Here is a 19,892-nt window from a genome sequence, read left to right as displayed (position 1 = left end):
TGTTAATAAATATTTATGTTATTATTAGCCTCTTTTTATGCTGTCGACGCGTATCCAGTTTTGCCAACGTGGGGTTGCCTAGCCATGGTTTCAGTCTCCGCACCATTAGTTCCCACTTTACTATCGAAGTTAATCACGTAAAAACTGGATGGCATCCTGCGGTGTCGGCTCATTCAATAGGATAATTTCTTCATCTGTGAAATGGATGAAACCCTTTTCTTCAAAACTTCTCAGCCAACCTTCCATAGGCCACCTGCCCCACTTCCTACGGAAATAGGTAGCGTTGCCTACAATACTCTTCAGATGGTCTACCGGAGGGTCGTAGGTGGGATGGTGCTGGTGAAACGCTAGTGTATCAATCGTCTGCAACGACACACCTTTTTCCCTGGCGTTAAACGCAAAATCAGTATCTTCACCGCCGTACCCTAGATAAGCCTCATCAAATCCTCCGATACGTTCAAAGGTATCTTTAGCGCACCCAAAGTTAAGCGACCAGAACAATTCATAAGGGTATTCGCTGAGCGCACTTCGTACCGGATCAGGCGTACTTATTTCGTACATCCTATCCGACCAATTAGGAACTTGATCAAATCCATTTGGTAAATAACGAACACGACCGCTTACCAATTCGGGCTGCTGTTCAAATTTAAGCTTATATTGCGCCAGCAGGGGTGTCTCGGGAATGCAGTCCACGTCCAAAAAAATAGCATACGGCGTCGTGGCATGCTCCATGGCTGTATTGCGGGCCAACGATAGATTAAGTGGTCCGTCTGTTGCAAGCGAAATCGCCCGAATCGGGAAAGGGTACTCGTCGTAAAAGTCGTACGGATGTTCATTCATGTGCACAATCACCACCTCCGCTGGATACATGGATCCGCTTGCTATTCCACGGAGCATATTTCGTAGCGCATTGCGCCGTTGGTACACGAGGGTAAGTATGGATATGTGCTTAGTTGTATGCATTGATCTGTACATGTTCCAGCCGGTGCTCAAATAACTGCTTATGCAGCTGTTTAAGCCTGTCAGCGATCTGTTCTGTAGCGCTCGGGTTCATCATCTCATTCCAGGCTAAAGTCGAAAGGTTTTTCGCTTTTACAATAAGCGTTTCCCAGTCCGCGTTATAAAGCTCGCTTTCGCGCACAACCAGCGCCACACCCTCGCGTTGGAGCAACATGGCTTTGACGAGCTGTTCATCAAAAGGACGTTCCGCAGGAACGCAGATCATTCGCTTGCGTAAGCTCCCCACCTCCATGACGCAGTTATGGCCTGCATTACAGATCACCACTTCGCAGGATTTTAAAATTTCTTTTGCTGCGGTGCTGTGCCCATAGTAAATCAGCCCCGGTAAAGGGCCGCAACGGCTCAGCTCGCCCAATATATGCAAGGTATACTTTGCCGGTAATATCCCACGCAAATGCGTAATGAAACGATCGTCGAAGCAGGACCCGCCCCTGCCGATAAACACCGCAATGTTACCCAGAATTGTATCTTCATTTACATCAGTTGAGTCCCCAAACCTGGAAAACCCGCCCGAAAAGAAGGTTTTACTTGCAAAACGCCCCTCGTCATGCGCAAAGCTGAGTGATTCGGAGTACGGAGCCACGATCAGTTCTGCACTTTCATAGGCTAGCGTATGTGCAGTGTCCCTTCGGTCACCGTGCTGCCTGACCACGATCGTTGGTATCCCACAGAGCCGTGCCAGCAACGTTATTTCCACCGATACGTCGACCACCAGCATACAGGTTCGATTTTGGGCGAAAAAAGTGGTCAGCAGGAGATTTCGCTGGGCAATGCCGGCGATATTTAGCGGCGCGTAATGGAGAAACGATAGGTTGTCATTTTTCACGCCGTTATCCAGATCCATAGGCGTATCGATGGGCAGATGAATACAGTGAATCTGCGCCGGGATCAATGTTTTATAGGGTTCCAGATCGCTTCCAAAGAAGACAACCTCGTCGTAGGGCAACGAGTTGGCTATAGATACTGCCCGGGTAACGTGCCCTGAACCATGATGATGAATGTAAAAGCCATATTTAAACTGCATGGGAAAACAGGTTGCGTGCACTTATTTCCCGAAATAATTGCTCGTAGGAGGTTACCATCATGTCTATATTTAAATTTTTGTCAGCATACTGACGGCACGCTTTCCGATCGAGGGTTGCCGCCTCGTTTATGCAGCGGGCTAGCTCGACGGTGGAACACGCTTCTGTTAAACGCCCGGTTGCGCTGTTGATAATCGTCGGCAAGGCTCCACGTGCAAAGCCGGCGACAGGCGTTCCACAAGCGAGACTCTCGGCCACGACCAGCCCAAATGGCTCGTCCCAACACGGCGTAACAACACTGACCGCCGCATTCCCGATAAGTTCATTCAATTCTTTATGTGTACAGTGTTGCACCCATTCTGACTCTTCATCCAGTAAAGGCGCAACATACGTATCGAAGTAATGTCTATCTGCAACGGAACCCGCCAACTTGATTTTCCTGCCCGCCAAACGGGCAGCTTCGATGGCCAGGTGCGTACCTTTGTCGGGATGTATGCGGCCAAACCACAACACATAGTCACCCCTATTCTCCGAGCTAAATCCCCACTGTCGCAAATCGATCCCGTTTTGGATAACGCTGCACGCCTTCACATAAGGCTGCCAAGCGATCGCATTGCTTTGCGATACAGAAACATAGGTAATTTTACCATATTTCCGTTCTTTACGGATTGCACGTTTCATTTCGAATATAGGTGGTGTATGCAATACCGTAACCATTGGCGTCCGGGTCAAGGTTGCCATGGTGATCGGCACATAATTGAGGCTGTTATTGAATATGATATCAAACCCTAACTCGTCGATATCCTGCATCAGTTCCAGATAGGCGTGATGCGTAGAAATAAAATCGCCACTTATTTCATGCGAACGGGAGCGGCTCAGCGTTTCCCTATCATAGTCTACGTCGCTTAGAATAGGATGTACATTTAAGACAGGGTCCGAGCATTCACTTGCAAATAGCGTCACGTCGTGCCCTCGTTGGATAAGCAACCGGCTGATGTCGTGGGTAAAAGCCTCTAGCCCACCCATAAACGGCTGGCGGATGGGGTGTTTTAAATGCGCAATGATTCCTATTTTCATAATAATTTATGTATATCTATAAACGCCAAGCAATTACAGCATTCAAAATTTGAACTCTTTCCAGAGCGTAGGCCTTTCCTACAGGCGAGGAAAGACAATGTAAGAAATGTATAGCAATCTATTTTTGAATTCTGATAAATCAGAAATACCTCGCACTTCTTTATTATAGTTATATCTTCTTGCCAACAAATTCAGTAATACATTCGCTTCGTTAAGCAATAAACTATCTTTCTCCATCCTACGGTTGTTTAATTATAACAGATCTTATACTATATGTCACATTGAAAGAACAGCGATCACGCGAAAATGTTTTCTATTTCACAGGGCAAAAAAACTGCAGTTAGCTCCATTCGTATAAAGCCGATAAGCGCGGTAAATTTTGAAGTCATTTTTATGCTTTACCAATGGCCTTTTAAACAAACTAGCTTCGGACGTTTAAATAAGATACCCGCACATGCTTATTTAACAACGGATTAACTGATAGTTTTCAATTTGCTTTTTTGTACAGCTTATTTCATTTTCCCAGAACCCAGTTTCCATATTTCAGGACAATGCGGATACACCATAGATTTGGTCCAACATATGGTATAACTTCGGATGATCCTCTTTTAGCAAAGTGGGCTTTTTGAAGAAATACTCTGATACAACGGCAAAAAATTCGGCCTCATTCGTGCCCGCATATGCTCGGATATCTGATTCGCCCGTTCTGATCTCGCGAATGGTTTTATGCATCTCTTTGATCCAAGGTTCGATCAATGACTTAGGGATAAGATACTCGGGAATGCCATCCACCTCGCCATCGGCCTTGTCGATGAGGTGTACAAATTCGTGAATGGCGGTATTATCTGCAGACATGTTCAAAAAACCATTTCGCAGTGCCTGCTGTGATAAGATCATCTTGCTGCTGAGGGCACCTGAACCAACCATCCCGGCGACATTTCTCTGCTCGCTCGCTGTACTGAAACGTTCATCAAAATAATCAGGATACACCAGTACTTCCGTAAGGTTCCGATACACCCATAGTTTGAAATGAAAAAGCGGAATAGTCGCACTCGCCGCAATAAGTACTTTGTCCTCATCGGTAACCACAGCACCTTTCTCTGCCGATATCTTGGTGTGCTCCAAAAAATAGCGTACCCTTGTCAAGAACGTCTGCTGTTCATCCGCTGGTAGATGACGATAAAAGCGAACTTGCTTCTCGAGAATCCCTCCCATCAGCTCGTCTGTGAAGGTAGCAGGTACTGGAATTTTCTTTTTACCACCATACCTAAAGATGAAAATAATAAGCACACTGGCGAATAGCATGAGGCCAGCGACAATGAAATAGGACGAATCATTCATGGAACTTGCTATATTTCCGACAAAATACGATTTTTTTGCCGATCCAGCATGGCCAAAAAGGTAACAAAAACACCCGAGACGAATGCCTCGGGTGTTGATCGGATTTCAGAAAAGACGCTGTATTATTTCCAGCGCAACTTAGTTACCACAGGCATATGGTCTGATGGATAACGCATATCCAATGCATCCACCAGCACACCATATTTTGCCACGGCAAAATCGTCCGTTAGAAACACATAGTCGATCCTATGTTTTGCAGGCGCATGCCAATCAAAGGAATTGGTTGTGCCAACAGGGCCATATGGCGGCGTTTCGCTGACCTCATATGCATCTCTAAGCTGTTCTTTTATCGTTTGGATTTGCGGCGTTTCCGGAGTCGAATTAAAATCTCCTGTAGCAATCACCGGTAAGTCAGCAGCAATCTCCCGCACCTTTTTCACTAAGAGCTTAGCGGATTCCTCCCGAGCCTTTACTCCCTGATGGTCAAAGTGCGCATTAAAAACAAAAAACGCTTTGCCATTTCTTTTATCTTGCAGCTTTGCCCACGAACATATTCTGTTGCAACAAACAGCATCCCAACCTAGCCCAGGCACGTCAGGTGTTTCACTAAACCAGAAATCACCCTTATCTATGACCTCAAACTTATTTTTGTTGTAAAAAATTGCCGAATGCTCCCCTTCCATTTCACCGTCATCTCTCCCAACACCGACATATTCAAAATCTTGAATCTCGTTTATACCCCTAAGCTGATGAATAAACCCCTCCTGCGTACCCACGATATCAATCTCATGAAAGACCAACAGACTTTTAACCATCTCTTTTCGATATTCCCACGCATTAAGACTATCCCGGGGCGTGTCCATTCTCAGATTAAAACTCGCTACCGTAAATTCAGCTACCGGCTGTTCTTGTTTGCATGCCGTGCATAACAACAACAAACACCATATTCCATATAGACTACTCTTAAATCTTTTCATAGCTTTTTTCCATCTAATTATTTCCAACCTTCATTCTGTCCTAAATTTTCATTGCGTTCAATATCTACAAGTGGTATAGGATAGAGATATTTTCTATCAGCCCATTCACGCGGTCCCGGATTCCAGATGATCTCCCCGGAGGTTCCATTGGATAGCCGTATCTGGCCGGCCGCGTCGGACGTAGCCACTCTGACAAACGCAATCCCAGGCGTAGAAGAACTCGGGCGGTCACCTTGATAGAAACATACATCCATTACCCCATCATCATTCAGATCATACTCTCCGAGCGCTGGCACATATATACCGTTCATCTTCGAAGACTGGAAGAGTTCACCCAGCTTCCACCGAATTAGATCATCCGTTCTCAACCCCTCAAAAATCATTTCGACGGCACGTTCGCGCATTACTTCCAACATCACTGGATCCGTGAATTTTCCTTTGTAATAATCAACCAGATACGGGTCCGCAGAGGTAGGCAATTCCGACGCTGCCGATGTAGCAATCCCTGCTCGTTCGCGAAGTGCACCTATGGTATTACCCCACTCCGAGACACTCATTTCTCCCAATTCCGCCAAAGCTTCCGCTTTATTCAATAACACCTCCGCCCAGCGCATGATAATATGCGCGTTATCGTTTCTGCTTTCATCATCATATGGAAAACGTTCGTCATAACACCATTTTATAGGCTGATAACCCGTATAAGTCTGTGTAAAATTCGGTGGAGCAATAACAGGCACACCATTTTCTGTCCGGTGATAGTCGCCAGATCGTATCGTCTGTTTAAGCCGCAAATCACGATCCTGCACTTCATCAGCAAACGTAGTCGCGAAATGGTTTGGTGCATCGGTAAAACGAGAGCCATCCAAATTTAGATACATCTTAACAAAATCCCGCGTCAAGCTGGGCCTATTCCCATAGGTCGGGCTAATGAAACGTCGATTTGCCGAACTAAACACCTGCAATCCTGCATCCAGCGCTACGGCAAGCATCGTTTCATCCGCGTACGGCACTTTCGTGATGAAAAGCTCCCGATAGGCGTTTTCCAAGTTAGCGGCCTTATGCAACGTAAAACCAGTGATCTGATTGGCCTCTTTTACCACCTCCCTAAACCAGCGCTCAGCCGTAGCTGTCTGCTGATAGTCAGTGTGGTACTTGCGAAATGAAGCCTCATGAAGGCAAATCCGTGTTTTGTAGGCGCGCGCTACATTTTTAGTTATGCGTGTAGAGGTCGCATCCGATTCGAGGCCGATATTTTCTATCGCATAATCCAGATCCTCGAGCACTTTTTCCATTACGTCAAAACGATCATTCCTTCCCGCATAAAGTACCCCATCATTATCGATGTCAATAGTATTTTCTACCCAAGGAACATCCCCGAAGCGTTTAACTTTATCAAAATAGAACAACGCTCTAAAGAAACGAGCCAGGCCAATGAATTCCTCCTTATTCTGAACCGGACTATTTTGCGCGTTTTCGATAAAATAATTGATATTGCGCAGTGGCTTCCAGTCCCATCCCGTGCTGGTAATAGGGCTCAACGCATTAGGTGCTAGAAAATTGTCGACTCCGTTCCTTGCAACGAAATCCGACAGATCATCTTTTTGGAATACTCCGACATCCGGATTGGGCAGGATATCATAAAAAGAGTTTGCATATAACTGCATGCCAGCTTCAGACCCAAAAATTGCTTCATTAGACGCCGTATCTACTGGTATTTCATCCAGCTTACACGAAGTCGCAACAAGGGCCAACAGCACATATATATATTGTAGCTTTTTCATCATTATCATATTTAAAATCCAACTGTAAGACCTAGAGCGAAAGCTTTCAGAACCGGATAATTATACCCGTCACCGCTATTTCCTCCACTTAAATCCCGATCCGATCCGTAGATATTTGTCACATCCGTATCTTTCGTCCATTTATACATCGGCGACCAAGTCCAGATGTTTTCTGCGGACATATAGAGCCTTACTGTGGATGCGTTGATTCTGGAAGTGACTTTTTGTGGTAGGTTATAGCCCACCTGAAGATTTCTTAACCTGATATAGGCCGCGTTCTGCAAAAAGCGATCATTCGCGACATTCAACGCCCTACCACTCCCCTGTGCAATATAGCCTACAAGACGCGGCGTATACGCATCAAAGTTACCCAACTCTTCGCGATACATATTGGCTTCATGCCATCTTGGATAAGCATTGTATGGGCGGTTATATTGACCCCAGAAGCGGGACTCTGCAGAAGGATACCAGTCCTGTTTCAGCACACCCTGTAAAAATGCAGATACAAATATACCGTTCCAATCACCTCCCAAATTGATCCCGAAAGTGTACCTGCTGGTGGAGTTACCGATTATCGTTTTGTCACCGGAATTATCAGCCTGGTTAAGACCTTGATAAATTACTCCATCCCCATCCAGATCTTTGAATTTTAGATCACCCGGATAGTTTTTACGCGTATTGGTATTCGGAACATTCGTTTGCGAAGCTGAATTTGCAATCTCCTCTTCCGAACGGAAAAGGCCCTCTACGCGATATCCCCAGATCTCACCGATTCTTTGGCCCACGTAGTAATCGGTCAGCAATTTGTCCGCATTGTTGTATTTGGTTACTTCAGCCGTATAATCTGCTAGTACAAAACGTATATCGTAGTTAAACGGTTTATTGTTGAGCTGGAACCTATCTTTCCAAGTAACATTTACTTCCCAACCTTTTGTTTGCAAATCGGCATAGTTACCTTTTGGTACGTCCGTTCCAAAAATTGCCGGCAGTGTGGGGCCAACGGTAAACATATCCGTTGTGGTACGTTTGTAATAATCCCCCACAAATTGTAAGCGATTATCCAGCAGGGCAAATTCCAAACCGATATTGCTGGTTGCCGATTTTTCCCATGTCAATCCGGCGGGGACAACATTCGGCTGATTCGTTTTTTGTGGGCGCGATCCCGCTATGATACGTTCTGACTGGGTAATCGTAAAGTTTTCCATGAATGTGTACGGATCGATGTTACCATTGCCTAACATCCCGTATGAAGCTCTGATCTTCACATTTGCCAGGTATCGAGGATTCACTTTCCAGAAAGATTCTTCCGAGAGTCTCCAACCAGCCGAAGCCGAAGGGAAGAAGGCCCATTGTTGATCTGACGGGAATTTAGATGATCCATCATAGCGGCCATTAATTTCGAGCAGGTACCGCTCCATAAAATTATAGTTTACCCGAAAGAAACCACCGGCTATTGCCCATTTTTTTAAGCCACCTGTTGTTACAATGCCTTGCCCCAGGGCCAAATTAATATCCTTCGCATCTGGATAAACGATACCATTTCTCCGTACAGTCAAATTATCGTAGCGAGACTGTTCGTAATTATATCCTAAGAGGAAAGAGAAATTATGTTTATCCTCAATAGTCGTGGTATAATCTGCATACACATTCGTCGCCATGTATTGCGTAGTCTGTCTTCTTTCTTGCAGATCGTTCGTATTTGTTCCTGTGTAGCCGATCACGCCCTCATAGCGGCTATACGGTACTTGTACCCGGTTTTGCTGCGCGCGAATATCTGTCGTTTGAAATGTAAAATCCGCGCGGATGTTCAATTTCTTATCCAAGAAACTTGCCACAGCTCCGGTTCTGTTTTTTAAGAACCGATGTTCACTATCTACGCCGTTTCTGCCTAAATAATGGTCGCCCACTGTGTAAGCTGCCGAGAAAGAAAGTGTCCCGTCCGGGTTCAAAAGCGGGGCTAATGGATGCCCTTCATCCGCCAGATTACGCCATATACCACTTCCCTCACCGACATTGATCGGTTGGAAATACCTCATATTAGAATATTCGGTATTATTGTCAACCTGTAACCACGACGTCAGGTTCACTGCCCCTTTCGCCCGCAGATTATACATACTATAATCATCACTATTATAGCGGAATAGCCCATCTTGTCCATTATATCTACCACTCAGATAGTACACCACCTTCTCGCTACCACCCGAGACGGCTATATTATGATCTTGAGCCATGAGGTTATCCTTGTACAATTCCCTGTACCAATCCGTACTGTAAAAATACATATACTCGCCGGTTGATGGGTTTACTTCGACGCGTGGCAGCGAAGGGTCTTCCCACCGTCTTTTGATTTCTGCTAAATACGCCGGAGAAAACGGCAACGTTTTATTAACGGCCGTCGGGCTCGTTCCGTTATCATTCCAATTAGACCAAGCATCATTAAATCCTTTCGCCCAGGGATACGAATCCGTAATATTATCCGGCACGGTAGTCGGCGACCTTAACGACATATTTGCATTGTAGGTAATAGATGTACGTCCTTCACTCGCAGATTTTGTCGTGATCAGCACAACACCAAATGCCGCACGTGCGCCATATATAGAAGCTGAGGCCGCGTCCTTCAATACCGAGATATTTTCGATGTCGTTCGGGTTTAACATCCGAGGATCTCCCTCTACCCCATCGATCAACACTAGGGCATTACCGCCTTGACCAATTGACGTAGTTCCCCGAACATTAAAAGCAGGAGATTGCGTAGGTTTTCCGTCCAGCATCTGTATATTCAAGTTCGGGACAGCTCCAACCAGGCCTTGAGCTATATTGGTAATCGGCCTGTTTTCAAATACTTCGCCACCAACTTGATCTACCGCTCCCGTCAAGTTTACTTTCTTCTGCTGTCCATAGCCTACCACCACGACCTCATCCATACTGTGTATCGACTCCTCCATCTCGACCCGCATGCTAGTACGATTCCCCACTTGCACTTCCTGGGATTTATAGCCCACAATAGAAAAAACCAAAACGAGATCCGATTCCCTGGATACGATCTCAAAACGGCCGTTTTCCTGCGTAGCTGTACGGTTGGCTGTACCCTTCTCACTTACCGTCACATTGTACATCGGTTCGCCAGTGCTATTGGTTACTACACCGCTAATGGTTCTCTGCTGTGCAACGACCGTTACTGCTTTTTTGTCTAACCGCACAGTACGTGCCGACTTCGCTGGACTTACAATAATATTTTTGTCCACGATCTTATAATCCAATTGGTTGGCTGTCAACAAGTCATTCAATGCAGCCTCTAACGTCACGTTCTTCAGGTTAACATTAACCCTAGCCCTCGTTTCCAATACAGATTCGGCATAAAAGATATTATAGCCACTTTGCAGCTGGATATCTTGAAGCACCGTGCTAAGTTTTGTATTCTTTTTCGCGAGCGTTATCCGCTGTCCATAGGTAAGCGCATTTACTTGTAGAGTTGCAGCCAATAAAAGAGGTATTGCCAATGACAACTTCATACATATAGGAATTGAGGTAGTATTTTCCTTCTTTCCATAAGGATATCCTACCAAATTTTTTTTGTTACTTTGCATCTGGTTGATTATTTATTCGTTAACATTCAATCAATCGTCTTTACCAAAGACTACTTTCAGGAGCGTTGCAACCGCTCCTGATTTTTTTGCTATAGTTGGTTTATCACTCGTCTAGCACATACACCCTCCTTCCCTCTCTTTTAAACCGGACTTCACCAGTCATAGCTATAAGTTCCAACATTTTATCAATATTTTCATACCGCGAGATACGCCCGGAAAAGCGAATAGGTTGTGAGGACAGTTTATAGATCACCTCGATATCGTACCATCTAGCGATGTCTTCCATTACCTGATGGACATCCGTATTAGAGAAAGCGAAATTGCCGTTTTTCCAGGAAGTAAAATACAACGGATCCACTTTGGCGTATGTATAGCGTTCCTTCTCCCTATCAAATCGCACCTGATCGTTAGCTTCCAAAACCTTATCCGCGGCATCCGTACCCGAGAACGAAAGTTTCACTTTTCCTTCGACCAGTGTTGTCACGACATCGTTTGCATACGTATTCAGATTAAATACGGTTCCCAGCACTTCCAAACGCTGTTTCTCGGTTTCTACGATAAACGGAATACGCTTACCATGGCGTTCCGCCTTACTAACTTCAAAATACGCTTCCCCCTCCATCTGTACTACCCGTTCCTTGTCGTCAAAAACTACTGGATAACGGAGGGTGGTGACCGCGTTCAGCCACACCTTTGTTCCGTCGGGCAATAGGAGCGCATACTCACCTCCTCTGGGTGTCACGATCCTGTTATAGGCTAATCGGCCAGCCGTTTGGTAGTCCTTGTCCGCCTGGTAAGAAATGATGCCGTCGCGGCTCTTATGTATACAGAAGCCCTCCATTTGCAGCGTAGTATCTCCCGGCAATGCTTCAAGGTCAATACTTTTCCCATTGTTCAATACAATCATCGCACGCTCTTTCCCCGGCAGCACCTCTTCTACCTCATTCTGCTGCTCGGCGACCGACAGCGGTTCTTTTTTCGGATCATGGTATACCCAAAATGCGATACCTATCGTCAATAGGAACATGGCAACTGCCCCAGCATACCTCCAGAGCCGTCTATAGCGATTGCTATGTCGAACGGCGTGTATCGCACGATCAGCTATGACACGCTCATCGTGCATAACCTTATCAAATAATCTTTCTTGCTCGGCCGTATTAGCGCTGGGTTTCGCGGGTACACTTGTAGACCATACGTCCTCCCATGCAGCGAGAAACTCTGCATCATCCATCATCGCCTGGATAAGCTGCATATCCTTATCGGAGGCGGTACCGTTATAAAACCGCCGGATAATGGATTGATATTTCTCTTTTTGTGACATGTTTTTCTGTTGCTCTTACCATATATATCGCATAAGCAAGACAGATGTACCAACGAGAAGTAATTTTTTTAATAGAAAAGATTAAAGAAGCAGATTACCCCGATTATTTTCTCCAGTCGAAAACGGACAAATTTACAGGCCAGGTTTAAATGGTTCCTAACCGTATTTTTGGATAAACCTATATGCTTCGCGATCTCCGAAGAACTTAACTGTTCGAGTTTATTCATCCGGTAAACCAGCTGCTGTTGGGGAGGCAACTGGCGGATCGTTTCCTGAAGAATACCGTGCAGGTCATTGTAAAGTACTTCCTGTTCAAGATTCGTATGCGCTTCCTTCCATACATGCTGTAGCTCCTGGCGGTAGTTTTGCTGTACAACATATTTACGGAAGAGCGTAACCGCCATTCTTTTGGCGACGACCTGCAGGAATGGGTAAATTCCCTCTGGCCCGTCAATCGTGCTCCTTTTAAGATAAAGCTGTACAAAGGCTTCTTGCGTCACCTCTTCGGCTTCGCACTGGTCTTTGCAAAATTGTCTTACCTTAGCCTGCAGTAGCGGTTGGTAGTGGTCGAAGATTTGCCGAAAAGCAAGTCCATCCCCAGATTTAAACTGCGAAAAAATCTCTAAATCAAAAGATGTCCCAACTAAAACCATCTAAAATAGCATAGGTTTGTTTTATGGCCAAATAGACAAAATAATTGTTACGCGCATTTAAAATTAAGATTAATTTCTTATAAAATTTTGACTAATCAAATAAAAATTTAGGCTAGCATCCTACCCGGTATACCTACGTCACCGATATCATTAAAAACACATCTATCCATTAGCAATGGAAACTTTTATCCATTTGTAATGGACACCAGTTTCCGACCGGACAACCACCGATTCCATGATGAGGAAAGCTCGATCCAGCATGACCAAAAAGGATGTAAAAAAATTATTTATATTTGTCAGATGAGAATGACGGTAATGTTATAAAATCCTTTTTGAGCTTAGTTCTTAAGCAATGCGCTGTCGTGGAACCGTTCCCAAATTTATGGCACAACCGCCATTGTTGTTGAAAGGAGAATTATCTCTTTCAGACTCGACTGATGATTATGCTCCAGTAGAACAGGCAATTCGATTGGCGTTAGAATAGTCGGCAGAGAATTACGTATAATTGCAGTATCTTAGTTTTAAAAGTGCACAATGTATTATCAAAAGATTGTTCCAATGAAGCCTTTACAGGATTATATCCGGTATTTTTGGGTATTGGAAGATATCGGTGATAAAACTTTCAAAATTATACCGGACGGGTTACCGGGGCTTATATTCCAGGAAAAAGCAAACCTCTTTCTCGACAACGAACAGCAGACCTTACCGCAAATGTTTTTATATGGGCAAACAACCTATCATAGTGAGCAAAAAGCGATCGGAAATTTTAAAAATATCGGTGTGTACCTACAACCAACGGCACTAAAAACCATTTTCAATATAGACGCTTTCGAACTGACCAACCAACACATCTCAATCGACTGCCTTACTGCCGGCCCAATTCTTGAGCAACTTGTCGACGCAGTTTCTGTACCTGATAAAATAGAAATTATCTCCCGTTTTTTTCTTCAGCGAATACAACAGGCGGGACTTTATGCGGAGAAAGCAGATTTTGCAGCTACGCTTTTGCAAAACGGAAAGACATTGAAAGACATCCAAACGGAAATGAATTTGTCCGAGCGTTCTTTGGAAAGATTGGTAAAGCAATATGTCGGAATCTCGCCAAAGGCATTTTCAAGGATTGTCCGTTTTCAGTCAGGCTTACAAGCATTGCGACAAAATGATTTTAATAATCTTACGGATTTAGCCTACCAAAATGATTATTTTGATCAATCTCACTACATTAGAGAGTTTAAAGAATTTACGGGAATGAACCCAAAACAGTTCATTCAGCAAACCAATGAACAGGTAGAAAACTTTCCCGAATGGAAAATATAATCGCTGTCGGTTTTATCCAATTTAGCTATTTCAAGTCACCATAACTTTGTTCCATCACAAAAAATTAAAATGATGAACAACGTAAACCCACACGTAGCGTTATGATAGCCATTACAGGAGCAAACGGAAATTTAGGCCAAGCGACTATTCAATTTTTATTACAGAAAGTCCTTCCAACAGAAATTATCGCTATTGTCAGGAATCCTGAAAAATTAACTAATTCGCATATTAAGAATGTAAAGATCCGCAAGGCAGACTACAATAATCAACAGGAATTAGAGGAAGCATTAAAAAGGGTGACGACTTTACTTCAAATATCAACCACAAGCACTGGCGAAACAGGTAAGCGACAAGAAAAAAATGTGGTACTGGCAGCGAAAGCAATGGGTGTAAAACGCATTGTTTACACAAGCAGCCTCACACCTAAATCTAACGCTCATTTTCTGGCTACGCATCAGGCAATGGCGACCGAAGAGGAAATTCGTAAATCAGGTTTAGATTACACCTTTTTAAGAAACAGCTTATATATGGAAGTTATTCCGGCGCTAATTGGGAATGCTATGGAAACTAAAGAAATCCGTTATCCGTCAGGTGATGGAAGGGTGAGTTTTGTTTCCCGATTAGACATAGCAGAAGCCATTGCAAACATACTTACAGGAAGCGAACACGATAACCAAATCTATGAAATCACCGGTGATACTGCTTATTCATTTACCGAATTGGCGCAGTTAATAAGTATAGAAAAGAAGTGCATAAAAATCAATCATACTGACATTTCGGAAAAGGTCTTCCGAGAAGAGTTGATTAGCTATCAAATTCCTGTTGATGTAGCAGATTTGTTGGTAAGCATGGCAAATGGCATTAAATCGGGCGAATTTTCTTATGTAGATAGAGCACTTGAAAAATTGCTTGACAGAAAGCCCTTAGCCTTGGCCGAGTATATAAAAAGTCTGTAGTTATGTTGTACTTGGGAGCTTTTATACGGCAAAAAGTTCATATTTTCATTTGATTCTAATATAAAAAGCCAAATAACCATAGTGGCACTTTTGTACCAAAACCAGTCTCCATATCGTCAGCTGCAACAATATAAGATGTCGTATCCCGCACTTGTTTAGTCGATTTGTTTTTTCCGCCAACCTCGATATGGATATCATTAACCAAAAAGTCGCCTGTACCTGGCTCAAACACGTCAAAGCCAGCATTCAACAATTGTCCTAAAAGAAATGTTTCTCTTAAATTGCCTTTATCCGGTCTTTTGCTGATCGCATAAGCAAGGTTTGGGTTTTCCAAAAAGATCTTATCCGGCTTCTGAAGTTTAGACACACCTTTACCTTCGGCAGAAAGAACATTCAACAGTCTTGCATCTCTGAGCTGATAAATATATTCCAAAACGCGGTCACGCGAAATGTTTAACTTACTTGACAAGGCTGAAATATTTGGTTTGAACGGAGCAGATTCAGCAATGACCCCAAGTAGCTTTTTCACTTTTACCGCTGTCCCTGCATTGTAGGAAGCGATATACGCAAGATCCGTATCCACGACAGCATTGATGATCTGTTCGAGTTTGGGGAGGTACTCATTTTCACCTTCCGTAAAAATAGGTAAGTATCCTTTTTCCAAATATTGTGCGAAAACCTGTAACGGACGCACGCGCGAGGCGATTTCTTGACTAAGATCCCGGTGGCTATTTATGATCTGGTCCAAAGATACAGGGGCAAAAATACCTAGCCCTGCAAATGCGAGGTATTCCCTTAACGATAGACCAGGTAATGCATAACTGATCACCCGCCGACTCAGATCAGCCTGTCCACGATAGATATCCAAAGCCGATGAGGCAGAGAAAACAACTCTCATCTGTGGTATCCCATCATATATGTTTTTGAGTTCTCTAGACCAGTTCGGATATTTATGAACCTCATCAATCAATAACACCTCCCCTCCTTGCTGATACCATTCGGTTGCCGTATCCAGTAAACTATTATTATAAAACCATATATGATCTGCCGTGATATATAGTGCTTTGTGACGACTATCCCCCAAATCATATTTTAGATGCTGGAGCAATAATGTTGTTTTTCCCGCGCCACGCGGGCCTTTAATACCTATCATACGTTGATCCCAATTGATCTTTTCATGAAGATATCTACGAAAATCATTCGTAACACTTTGTAATAAAATATCCTGAAAATTTAGTAATGTTTCCATTTTGCAGTTTTGAAACTACAAATATATTAATATTTTGCAGTTTTGAAACTACAATATAAACCTATTTTTATATTGTAGCTTTACCTACGAACATATCCTATTGCAACAAACCAGCTAACACTGGTTCGAGGAGCCTATTGACCACAGGGATTTCCAAGGATATCAATATTTACGCCATCAGGCAGGAATATCTTTAGCCATCATTATTACAAAGATTATGATGTCCCTCTTTTATGTACCATAAGCAATGGAACCGGTGCCGAATCATTTGATTGGATAGATCCGTTAATAGATTATCCGCTAGAAATCAATAACGGATTAGCTTTACCGCATAACCGACCAGGATGGGGTTTCTCCTTTAAAGATAGCTTTTTACAGGAGATATAATACAACTGATAACGTGATTTTATGAATTATCTTGAGAAAACATTTTCCTTAAAAGGGCTTCGAATCATAGTTACCGGCGCTTCCAGCGGTTTGGGGCTCAGCCAGGCCATTGCGCTGGCAAATTGTGGCGCCAACGTATTTGCACTAAGCCGAACAGGAAAACCTAAAGTAGACACAGCGATAGCTATTCCCGATAATGTGCATTTCGATGCTATGACCTGCTTTTTGGCCTCGCCGGCGGCCACGTATACCACCGGACAGGATGTTAGTGAAGATGGCGGTACGCTTGCCTACTCACATTTGCCGTCCGGCGTACAACTTTGCCCTTTTGCGATCTCAAAATTATTTTCAGGATTGAGTTTGCGCCACTCGGGGAAGGCTTTTTCGAGTGTTTGAAGGAAAGCCTCTGCCGGTTGTGCTCCGGATACTGCATATTTTCTGTCGATGACAAAAAACGGCACACCCCTTACACCAATCTGTTGGGCTTCCTGGATGTCCTGATTTACTAAATAAGCATATTTATCATCCGTAAATGCCGTTTGCAGTTCGGTTTCATCCAATCCAATTTCTTTTCCTAGTTGGGTCAATGTTTCGATATCTGCAATACTTTTTCCCTCCGTAAAGAAAGCCTTGAACAAGCGCTCTTCCGCTTCGTCGCCCAAACCCTTGGTTTTAGCAAATTGGATCAACTGATGCGCTTTTTGCGAATTGACAATCATCGACTTGTCGAGGTGATAATCCAAACCTGCTTCTTTTGCGGATTGCGTTACGTTCTCCAGCATCCCTTTTACCTGTTCTATGCTCATTCCCTTTCTTTTTACCAAATATTCCTCCTGTGTTTCATTAGCTACTTCGGGAATCGTAGGGTCTAACTGGAAGCTTTTCCAAACAACCTCTATATGTTCTTTTTCGGGGAACTGTGCCAATGCTGTTTCAAAATTTCTTTTCCCGATATAACAAAACGGGCACATCACATCACTCCAGATTTCTATTTTCATTTTCTTCTATCTTTTAATTTTCTTTCCTTATCAGCGGGCTATTCCGCCGTACTCGAAGTTACAGACAAACACATTCCCTATCAAGAGGAATATGTGGAACGTAAGTCATAAAGATGAAAAGCAGGTATAACACTTGATATAAAGACAGGGATGAAATATAAATCTACTTCTTTTTCCCGATCCAGCCGAGGTGCGTATGCTTGAAATCATCGCCATACTTTAACCCATAACCGAAAATCCGGTCCATGGCTGAATGGCCGAAGAGAATGATGCCCGCGAGGGACAATACCGGGATGTGGAATATTAACCCAATGGCTAAAACCAACAATGCCGTGAATTTATGGTGAACAATATTGTACGCAACGGCTCCTACGCTGGGATTTACCGCATAACCCAACATGGAAATATCCGGTAATAAAAGACAAGCTGGGAAAACCCACCAGGCGTAATCCAATTGCGTAAACAATAAGATAGCCAGCAAAAATTGCCCTACCTCTTCAAGTTTCAATAGTGTATCCATTTGCTTTGTCATGTTGTGTTATTTTTTGGTATAGCAAAGGTCGTCAATTGCCACATCAATGATCTTGACAAAAGTCAAGGTTTTTCCATCTGGCGTTTTCTAATCCGGCTAAGTGTCTCGGCAGACATCCCGAGTACCGAAGCGATATAGTGTAGCGGAATTTCGAGGCTAAACAAAATAGTTAAAAATTGTCTAATAACCCAAACAAACCGATTCATACCAACCATTACAAGTGGATAAAAGCTTGCGTTAAAAAATTCGTTTATTTTAATACCTGATCCCCCCGGTCCTGTGCTTTTCAGATATATACTAGTAAACGGACAGTCAAAATACGATCAAGATGGCGAAACACCACGACCGGATACAGCATCTCCTAAAGAAATATAAATCCGGCCTGTTAAATAAAAGCGAGCTTATTGAACTCGCTGCATACCTCAAGAGCGAAGAAGGCAAAGAGATCTTATTTGAAGACATGAAGCAGTCGTTCAGCGACAGCTTAAGTACCATGTCCAGTATGCCAGAAAGTACTTCAGCGCGTATGCGGGATCGTCTCATAAAGGAGACATCACCTGTGGTACCCATTAAGCCTATCATCCAGCGTGCATGGTTTAGCGGAATGGTCGCCACTATACTTTTGCTTCTTGTTGGCTGGTGGTCTATACATATGTTTACAAAAGATCCAGACGTAGAATGGCAGACAATGCAGACGACCCTAGGGGAACAGAAAAAAATAACGCTTTCTGATGGCTCTGTGATTTTCATTAACGGTGGGGCGACCGTACAGATTCCGAAAAATATGGGCTCATTAGACTACCGTATTATCAAACTGAGTGGAGAGGCTTTCTTTGACGTAGCACCCGATTCGAGCAAACCCTTCTTTGTTGTAACACGAGATTTTAGCATTCGGGTTGTTGGCACGTCGTTCAATGTCGACACCGAATTAGAGCAGGCGGTTACGGTGCGCGAAGGCAAAGTACAAGTGATGCAGATTGACGAAAATAGTGTATCGAAAAGCTTGCATAATTTACCGGAAGTATGGCTTAATCTTGCGCAGTCCAACACCAAACAAGAAGTACACTCTCCAAAACCTTCCAAAGCAGAAACCGAGCACCTTATCTCTCCTACAGTTGCACTCGGGCCATTTGAAAAAGCTGGTATCGAAGAACATACGGGATTGCGTAAAACGAACGTCTCTAACATCAATAATTGGATGCACAAAGACCTAGCATTCTACGATCAGTCCTTGGATTTGGTCGTACAGCAATTAGAGCGTTTTTATGGCAAAGAGATAACAATTGATCCAGCCCTATCAGGATGTAAAATTACCCTTGCAGCGAATAAGAAAACCTTAGATGAAGCACTGAATGGTCTAGTAAGACTAATCCGCGACGGACAACTAAAGACGATTGAAAACGGCGTGCTCATATCCGGATCAACATGCCAATAGGAAAAGAAATATAATACATCAATAATACCTATATGCGAAAAGAAATCAATCCTCCTTAAGCCCCAAATCTAAAAACGGGAGAATATTCATCGAATACTCCCCCGCATTGTACTGTATCCACCAAGACAACCAAAGCCTGAGAAACTTACTGTCTTGCTGTGAAACGAATCAAACATTGTTTAACCCATTTTTCAGTTTAACAAAAATGCAAAAAAAATTACGAATTAGAAGCAGATTTA

Annotated in this window: 16 protein-coding genes; 4 read left to right on the top strand and 12 right to left on the bottom strand. The window is 43.6% G+C overall.

The features are described 5' to 3' along the window. Positions 1–129: 129 nt before the first annotated feature. The 9 genes from C5745_RS10275 to C5745_RS10235 form a co-directional block, all read right to left on the bottom strand. A complete protein-coding gene (locus tag C5745_RS10275) occupies positions 130–963 on the bottom strand; it encodes a glycosyltransferase family 2 protein (RefSeq protein WP_165793070.1) in 834 nt (277 codons plus the stop codon). Next, positions 950–2,044, bottom strand: a complete 1,095-nt coding sequence (locus C5745_RS10270; protein WP_105716898.1) for a glycosyltransferase — start codon at positions 2,042–2,044, stop codon at positions 950–952. Before C5745_RS10270 ends, C5745_RS10275 begins: the two co-directional genes overlap by 14 nt. Beyond that, positions 2,034–3,119: a glycosyltransferase family 4 protein gene (locus tag C5745_RS10265; RefSeq protein ID WP_105716897.1), complete on the bottom strand. Its 1,086-nt coding sequence runs from the start codon at positions 3,117–3,119 to the stop codon at positions 2,034–2,036. Before C5745_RS10265 ends, C5745_RS10270 begins: the two co-directional genes overlap by 11 nt. 543 nt (positions 3,120–3,662) lie before the next feature. Then, positions 3,663–4,460, bottom strand: coding sequence for a M90 family metallopeptidase (locus tag C5745_RS10260; protein WP_105716896.1), 798 nt, complete (start codon positions 4,458–4,460; stop codon positions 3,663–3,665). 122 nt (positions 4,461–4,582) lie between these two features. Beyond that, positions 4,583–5,437 (bottom strand): endonuclease/exonuclease/phosphatase family protein, encoded by an 855-nt coding sequence (locus C5745_RS10255; protein ID WP_105716934.1) that lies wholly within the window; start codon positions 5,435–5,437, stop codon positions 4,583–4,585. Positions 5,438–5,454: 17 nt separating this feature from the next. Next, positions 5,455–7,221: a RagB/SusD family nutrient uptake outer membrane protein gene (locus tag C5745_RS10250; RefSeq protein ID WP_243403309.1), complete on the bottom strand. Its 1,767-nt coding sequence runs from the start codon at positions 7,219–7,221 to the stop codon at positions 5,455–5,457. 8 nt (positions 7,222–7,229) lie between these two features. Next, positions 7,230–10,805, bottom strand: coding sequence for a TonB-dependent receptor (locus tag C5745_RS10245; protein WP_207795771.1), 3,576 nt, complete (start codon positions 10,803–10,805; stop codon positions 7,230–7,232). A 103-nt stretch (positions 10,806–10,908) separates the two neighbouring features. Next, entirely contained in the window at positions 10,909–12,126 is a 1,218-nt protein-coding gene (locus tag C5745_RS10240) for a FecR family protein (RefSeq protein ID WP_105716895.1), read from the bottom strand. Positions 12,127–12,194: 68 nt separating this feature from the next. Next, on the bottom strand, positions 12,195–12,779 hold the full coding sequence (locus tag C5745_RS10235; protein WP_105716894.1) for an RNA polymerase sigma factor: 585 nt from the start codon (positions 12,777–12,779) through the stop codon (positions 12,195–12,197). Between the two features lie 534 nt (positions 12,780–13,313). Between C5745_RS10235 and C5745_RS10230 the strand changes: the two genes are divergently transcribed. Both C5745_RS10230 and C5745_RS10225 read left to right on the top strand, forming a co-directional pair. Continuing rightward, positions 13,314–14,096, top strand: a complete 783-nt coding sequence (locus C5745_RS10230) for a helix-turn-helix transcriptional regulator (protein WP_105716893.1) — start codon at positions 13,314–13,316, stop codon at positions 14,094–14,096. A gap of 101 nt (positions 14,097–14,197) precedes the next feature. Then, positions 14,198–15,052, top strand: a complete 855-nt coding sequence (locus C5745_RS10225) for an SDR family oxidoreductase (RefSeq protein WP_105716892.1) — start codon at positions 14,198–14,200, stop codon at positions 15,050–15,052. Between the two features lie 55 nt (positions 15,053–15,107). Here the strand turns inward: C5745_RS10225 and C5745_RS10220 are convergent, their stop codons facing one another. Next, positions 15,108–16,301: an ATP-binding protein gene (locus C5745_RS10220; protein WP_105716891.1), complete on the bottom strand. Its 1,194-nt coding sequence runs from the start codon at positions 16,299–16,301 to the stop codon at positions 15,108–15,110. 408 nt (positions 16,302–16,709) lie between these two features. Here C5745_RS10220 and C5745_RS20815 point away from each other — a divergent pair, with 408 nt between their 5' ends. Next, positions 16,710–17,084 (top strand): SDR family NAD(P)-dependent oxidoreductase, encoded by a 375-nt coding sequence (locus C5745_RS20815; protein WP_117584410.1) that lies wholly within the window; start codon positions 16,710–16,712, stop codon positions 17,082–17,084. On the opposite strand, the gene C5745_RS10210 is transcribed toward C5745_RS20815, so the two are convergent. After that, positions 16,979–17,686, bottom strand: a complete 708-nt coding sequence (locus C5745_RS10210) for a DsbA family oxidoreductase (RefSeq protein ID WP_105716890.1) — start codon at positions 17,684–17,686, stop codon at positions 16,979–16,981. The two genes, C5745_RS20815 and C5745_RS10210, sit on opposite strands and share 106 nt — an antisense overlap. Before the next feature lie 163 nt (positions 17,687–17,849). Continuing rightward, the gene (locus C5745_RS10205) at positions 17,850–18,218 is read right to left on the bottom strand and encodes a DUF4260 domain-containing protein (protein WP_243403307.1); all 369 of its coding nucleotides are present in this window, start codon (positions 18,216–18,218) and stop codon (positions 17,850–17,852) included. Between the two features lie 328 nt (positions 18,219–18,546). Here C5745_RS10205 and C5745_RS10195 point away from each other — a divergent pair, with 328 nt between their 5' ends. Further along, positions 18,547–19,653, top strand: a complete 1,107-nt coding sequence (locus C5745_RS10195) for a FecR family protein (RefSeq protein WP_105716889.1) — start codon at positions 18,547–18,549, stop codon at positions 19,651–19,653. The last annotated feature ends 239 nt before the right edge of the window (positions 19,654–19,892 follow it).

The organism is Sphingobacterium haloxyli (genome assembly GCF_002980525.1).
GTDB classification, from domain to species: Bacteria; Bacteroidota; Bacteroidia; order Sphingobacteriales; family Sphingobacteriaceae; genus Sphingobacterium; species Sphingobacterium haloxyli.
The sequence above is the reverse complement of the archived record's forward strand: the minus strand, read 5'-3'. Positions and strand labels throughout refer to the sequence as shown.

Excerpts from the sequence above, each read along its gene's own strand:
- C5745_RS10275 (WP_165793070.1), bottom strand. The coding sequence starts at position 963 with ATGCATACAACTAAGCACATATCCATACTTACCCTCGTGTACCAACGG.
- C5745_RS10270 (WP_105716898.1), bottom strand. The coding sequence starts at position 2,044 with ATGCAGTTTAAATATGGCTTTTACATTCATCATCATGGTTCAGGGCAC.
- C5745_RS10265 (WP_105716897.1), bottom strand. The coding sequence starts at position 3,119 with ATGAAAATAGGAATCATTGCGCATTTAAAACACCCCATCCGCCAGCCG.
- C5745_RS10260 (WP_105716896.1), bottom strand. The coding sequence starts at position 4,460 with ATGAATGATTCGTCCTATTTCATTGTCGCTGGCCTCATGCTATTCGCC.
- C5745_RS10255 (WP_105716934.1), bottom strand. The coding sequence starts at position 5,437 with ATGAAAAGATTTAAGAGTAGTCTATATGGAATATGGTGTTTGTTGTTG.
- C5745_RS10250 (WP_243403309.1), bottom strand. The coding sequence starts at position 7,221 with ATGATGAAAAAGCTACAATATATATATGTGCTGTTGGCCCTTGTTGCG.
- C5745_RS10245 (WP_207795771.1), bottom strand. The coding sequence starts at position 10,805 with ATGCAAAGTAACAAAAAAAATTTGGTAGGATATCCTTATGGAAAGAAG.
- C5745_RS10240 (WP_105716895.1), bottom strand. The coding sequence starts at position 12,126 with ATGTCACAAAAAGAGAAATATCAATCCATTATCCGGCGGTTTTATAAC.
- C5745_RS10235 (WP_105716894.1), bottom strand. The coding sequence starts at position 12,779 with ATGGTTTTAGTTGGGACATCTTTTGATTTAGAGATTTTTTCGCAGTTT.
- C5745_RS10230 (WP_105716893.1), top strand. The coding sequence starts at position 13,314 with ATGTATTATCAAAAGATTGTTCCAATGAAGCCTTTACAGGATTATATC.
- C5745_RS10225 (WP_105716892.1), top strand. The coding sequence starts at position 14,198 with ATGATAGCCATTACAGGAGCAAACGGAAATTTAGGCCAAGCGACTATT.
- C5745_RS10220 (WP_105716891.1), bottom strand. The coding sequence starts at position 16,301 with ATGGAAACATTACTAAATTTTCAGGATATTTTATTACAAAGTGTTACG.
- C5745_RS20815 (WP_117584410.1), top strand. The coding sequence starts at position 16,710 with ATGAATTATCTTGAGAAAACATTTTCCTTAAAAGGGCTTCGAATCATA.
- C5745_RS10210 (WP_105716890.1), bottom strand. The coding sequence starts at position 17,686 with ATGAAAATAGAAATCTGGAGTGATGTGATGTGCCCGTTTTGTTATATC.
- C5745_RS10205 (WP_243403307.1), bottom strand. The coding sequence starts at position 18,218 with ATGACAAAGCAAATGGATACACTATTGAAACTTGAAGAGGTAGGGCAA.
- C5745_RS10195 (WP_105716889.1), top strand. The coding sequence starts at position 18,547 with ATGGCGAAACACCACGACCGGATACAGCATCTCCTAAAGAAATATAAA.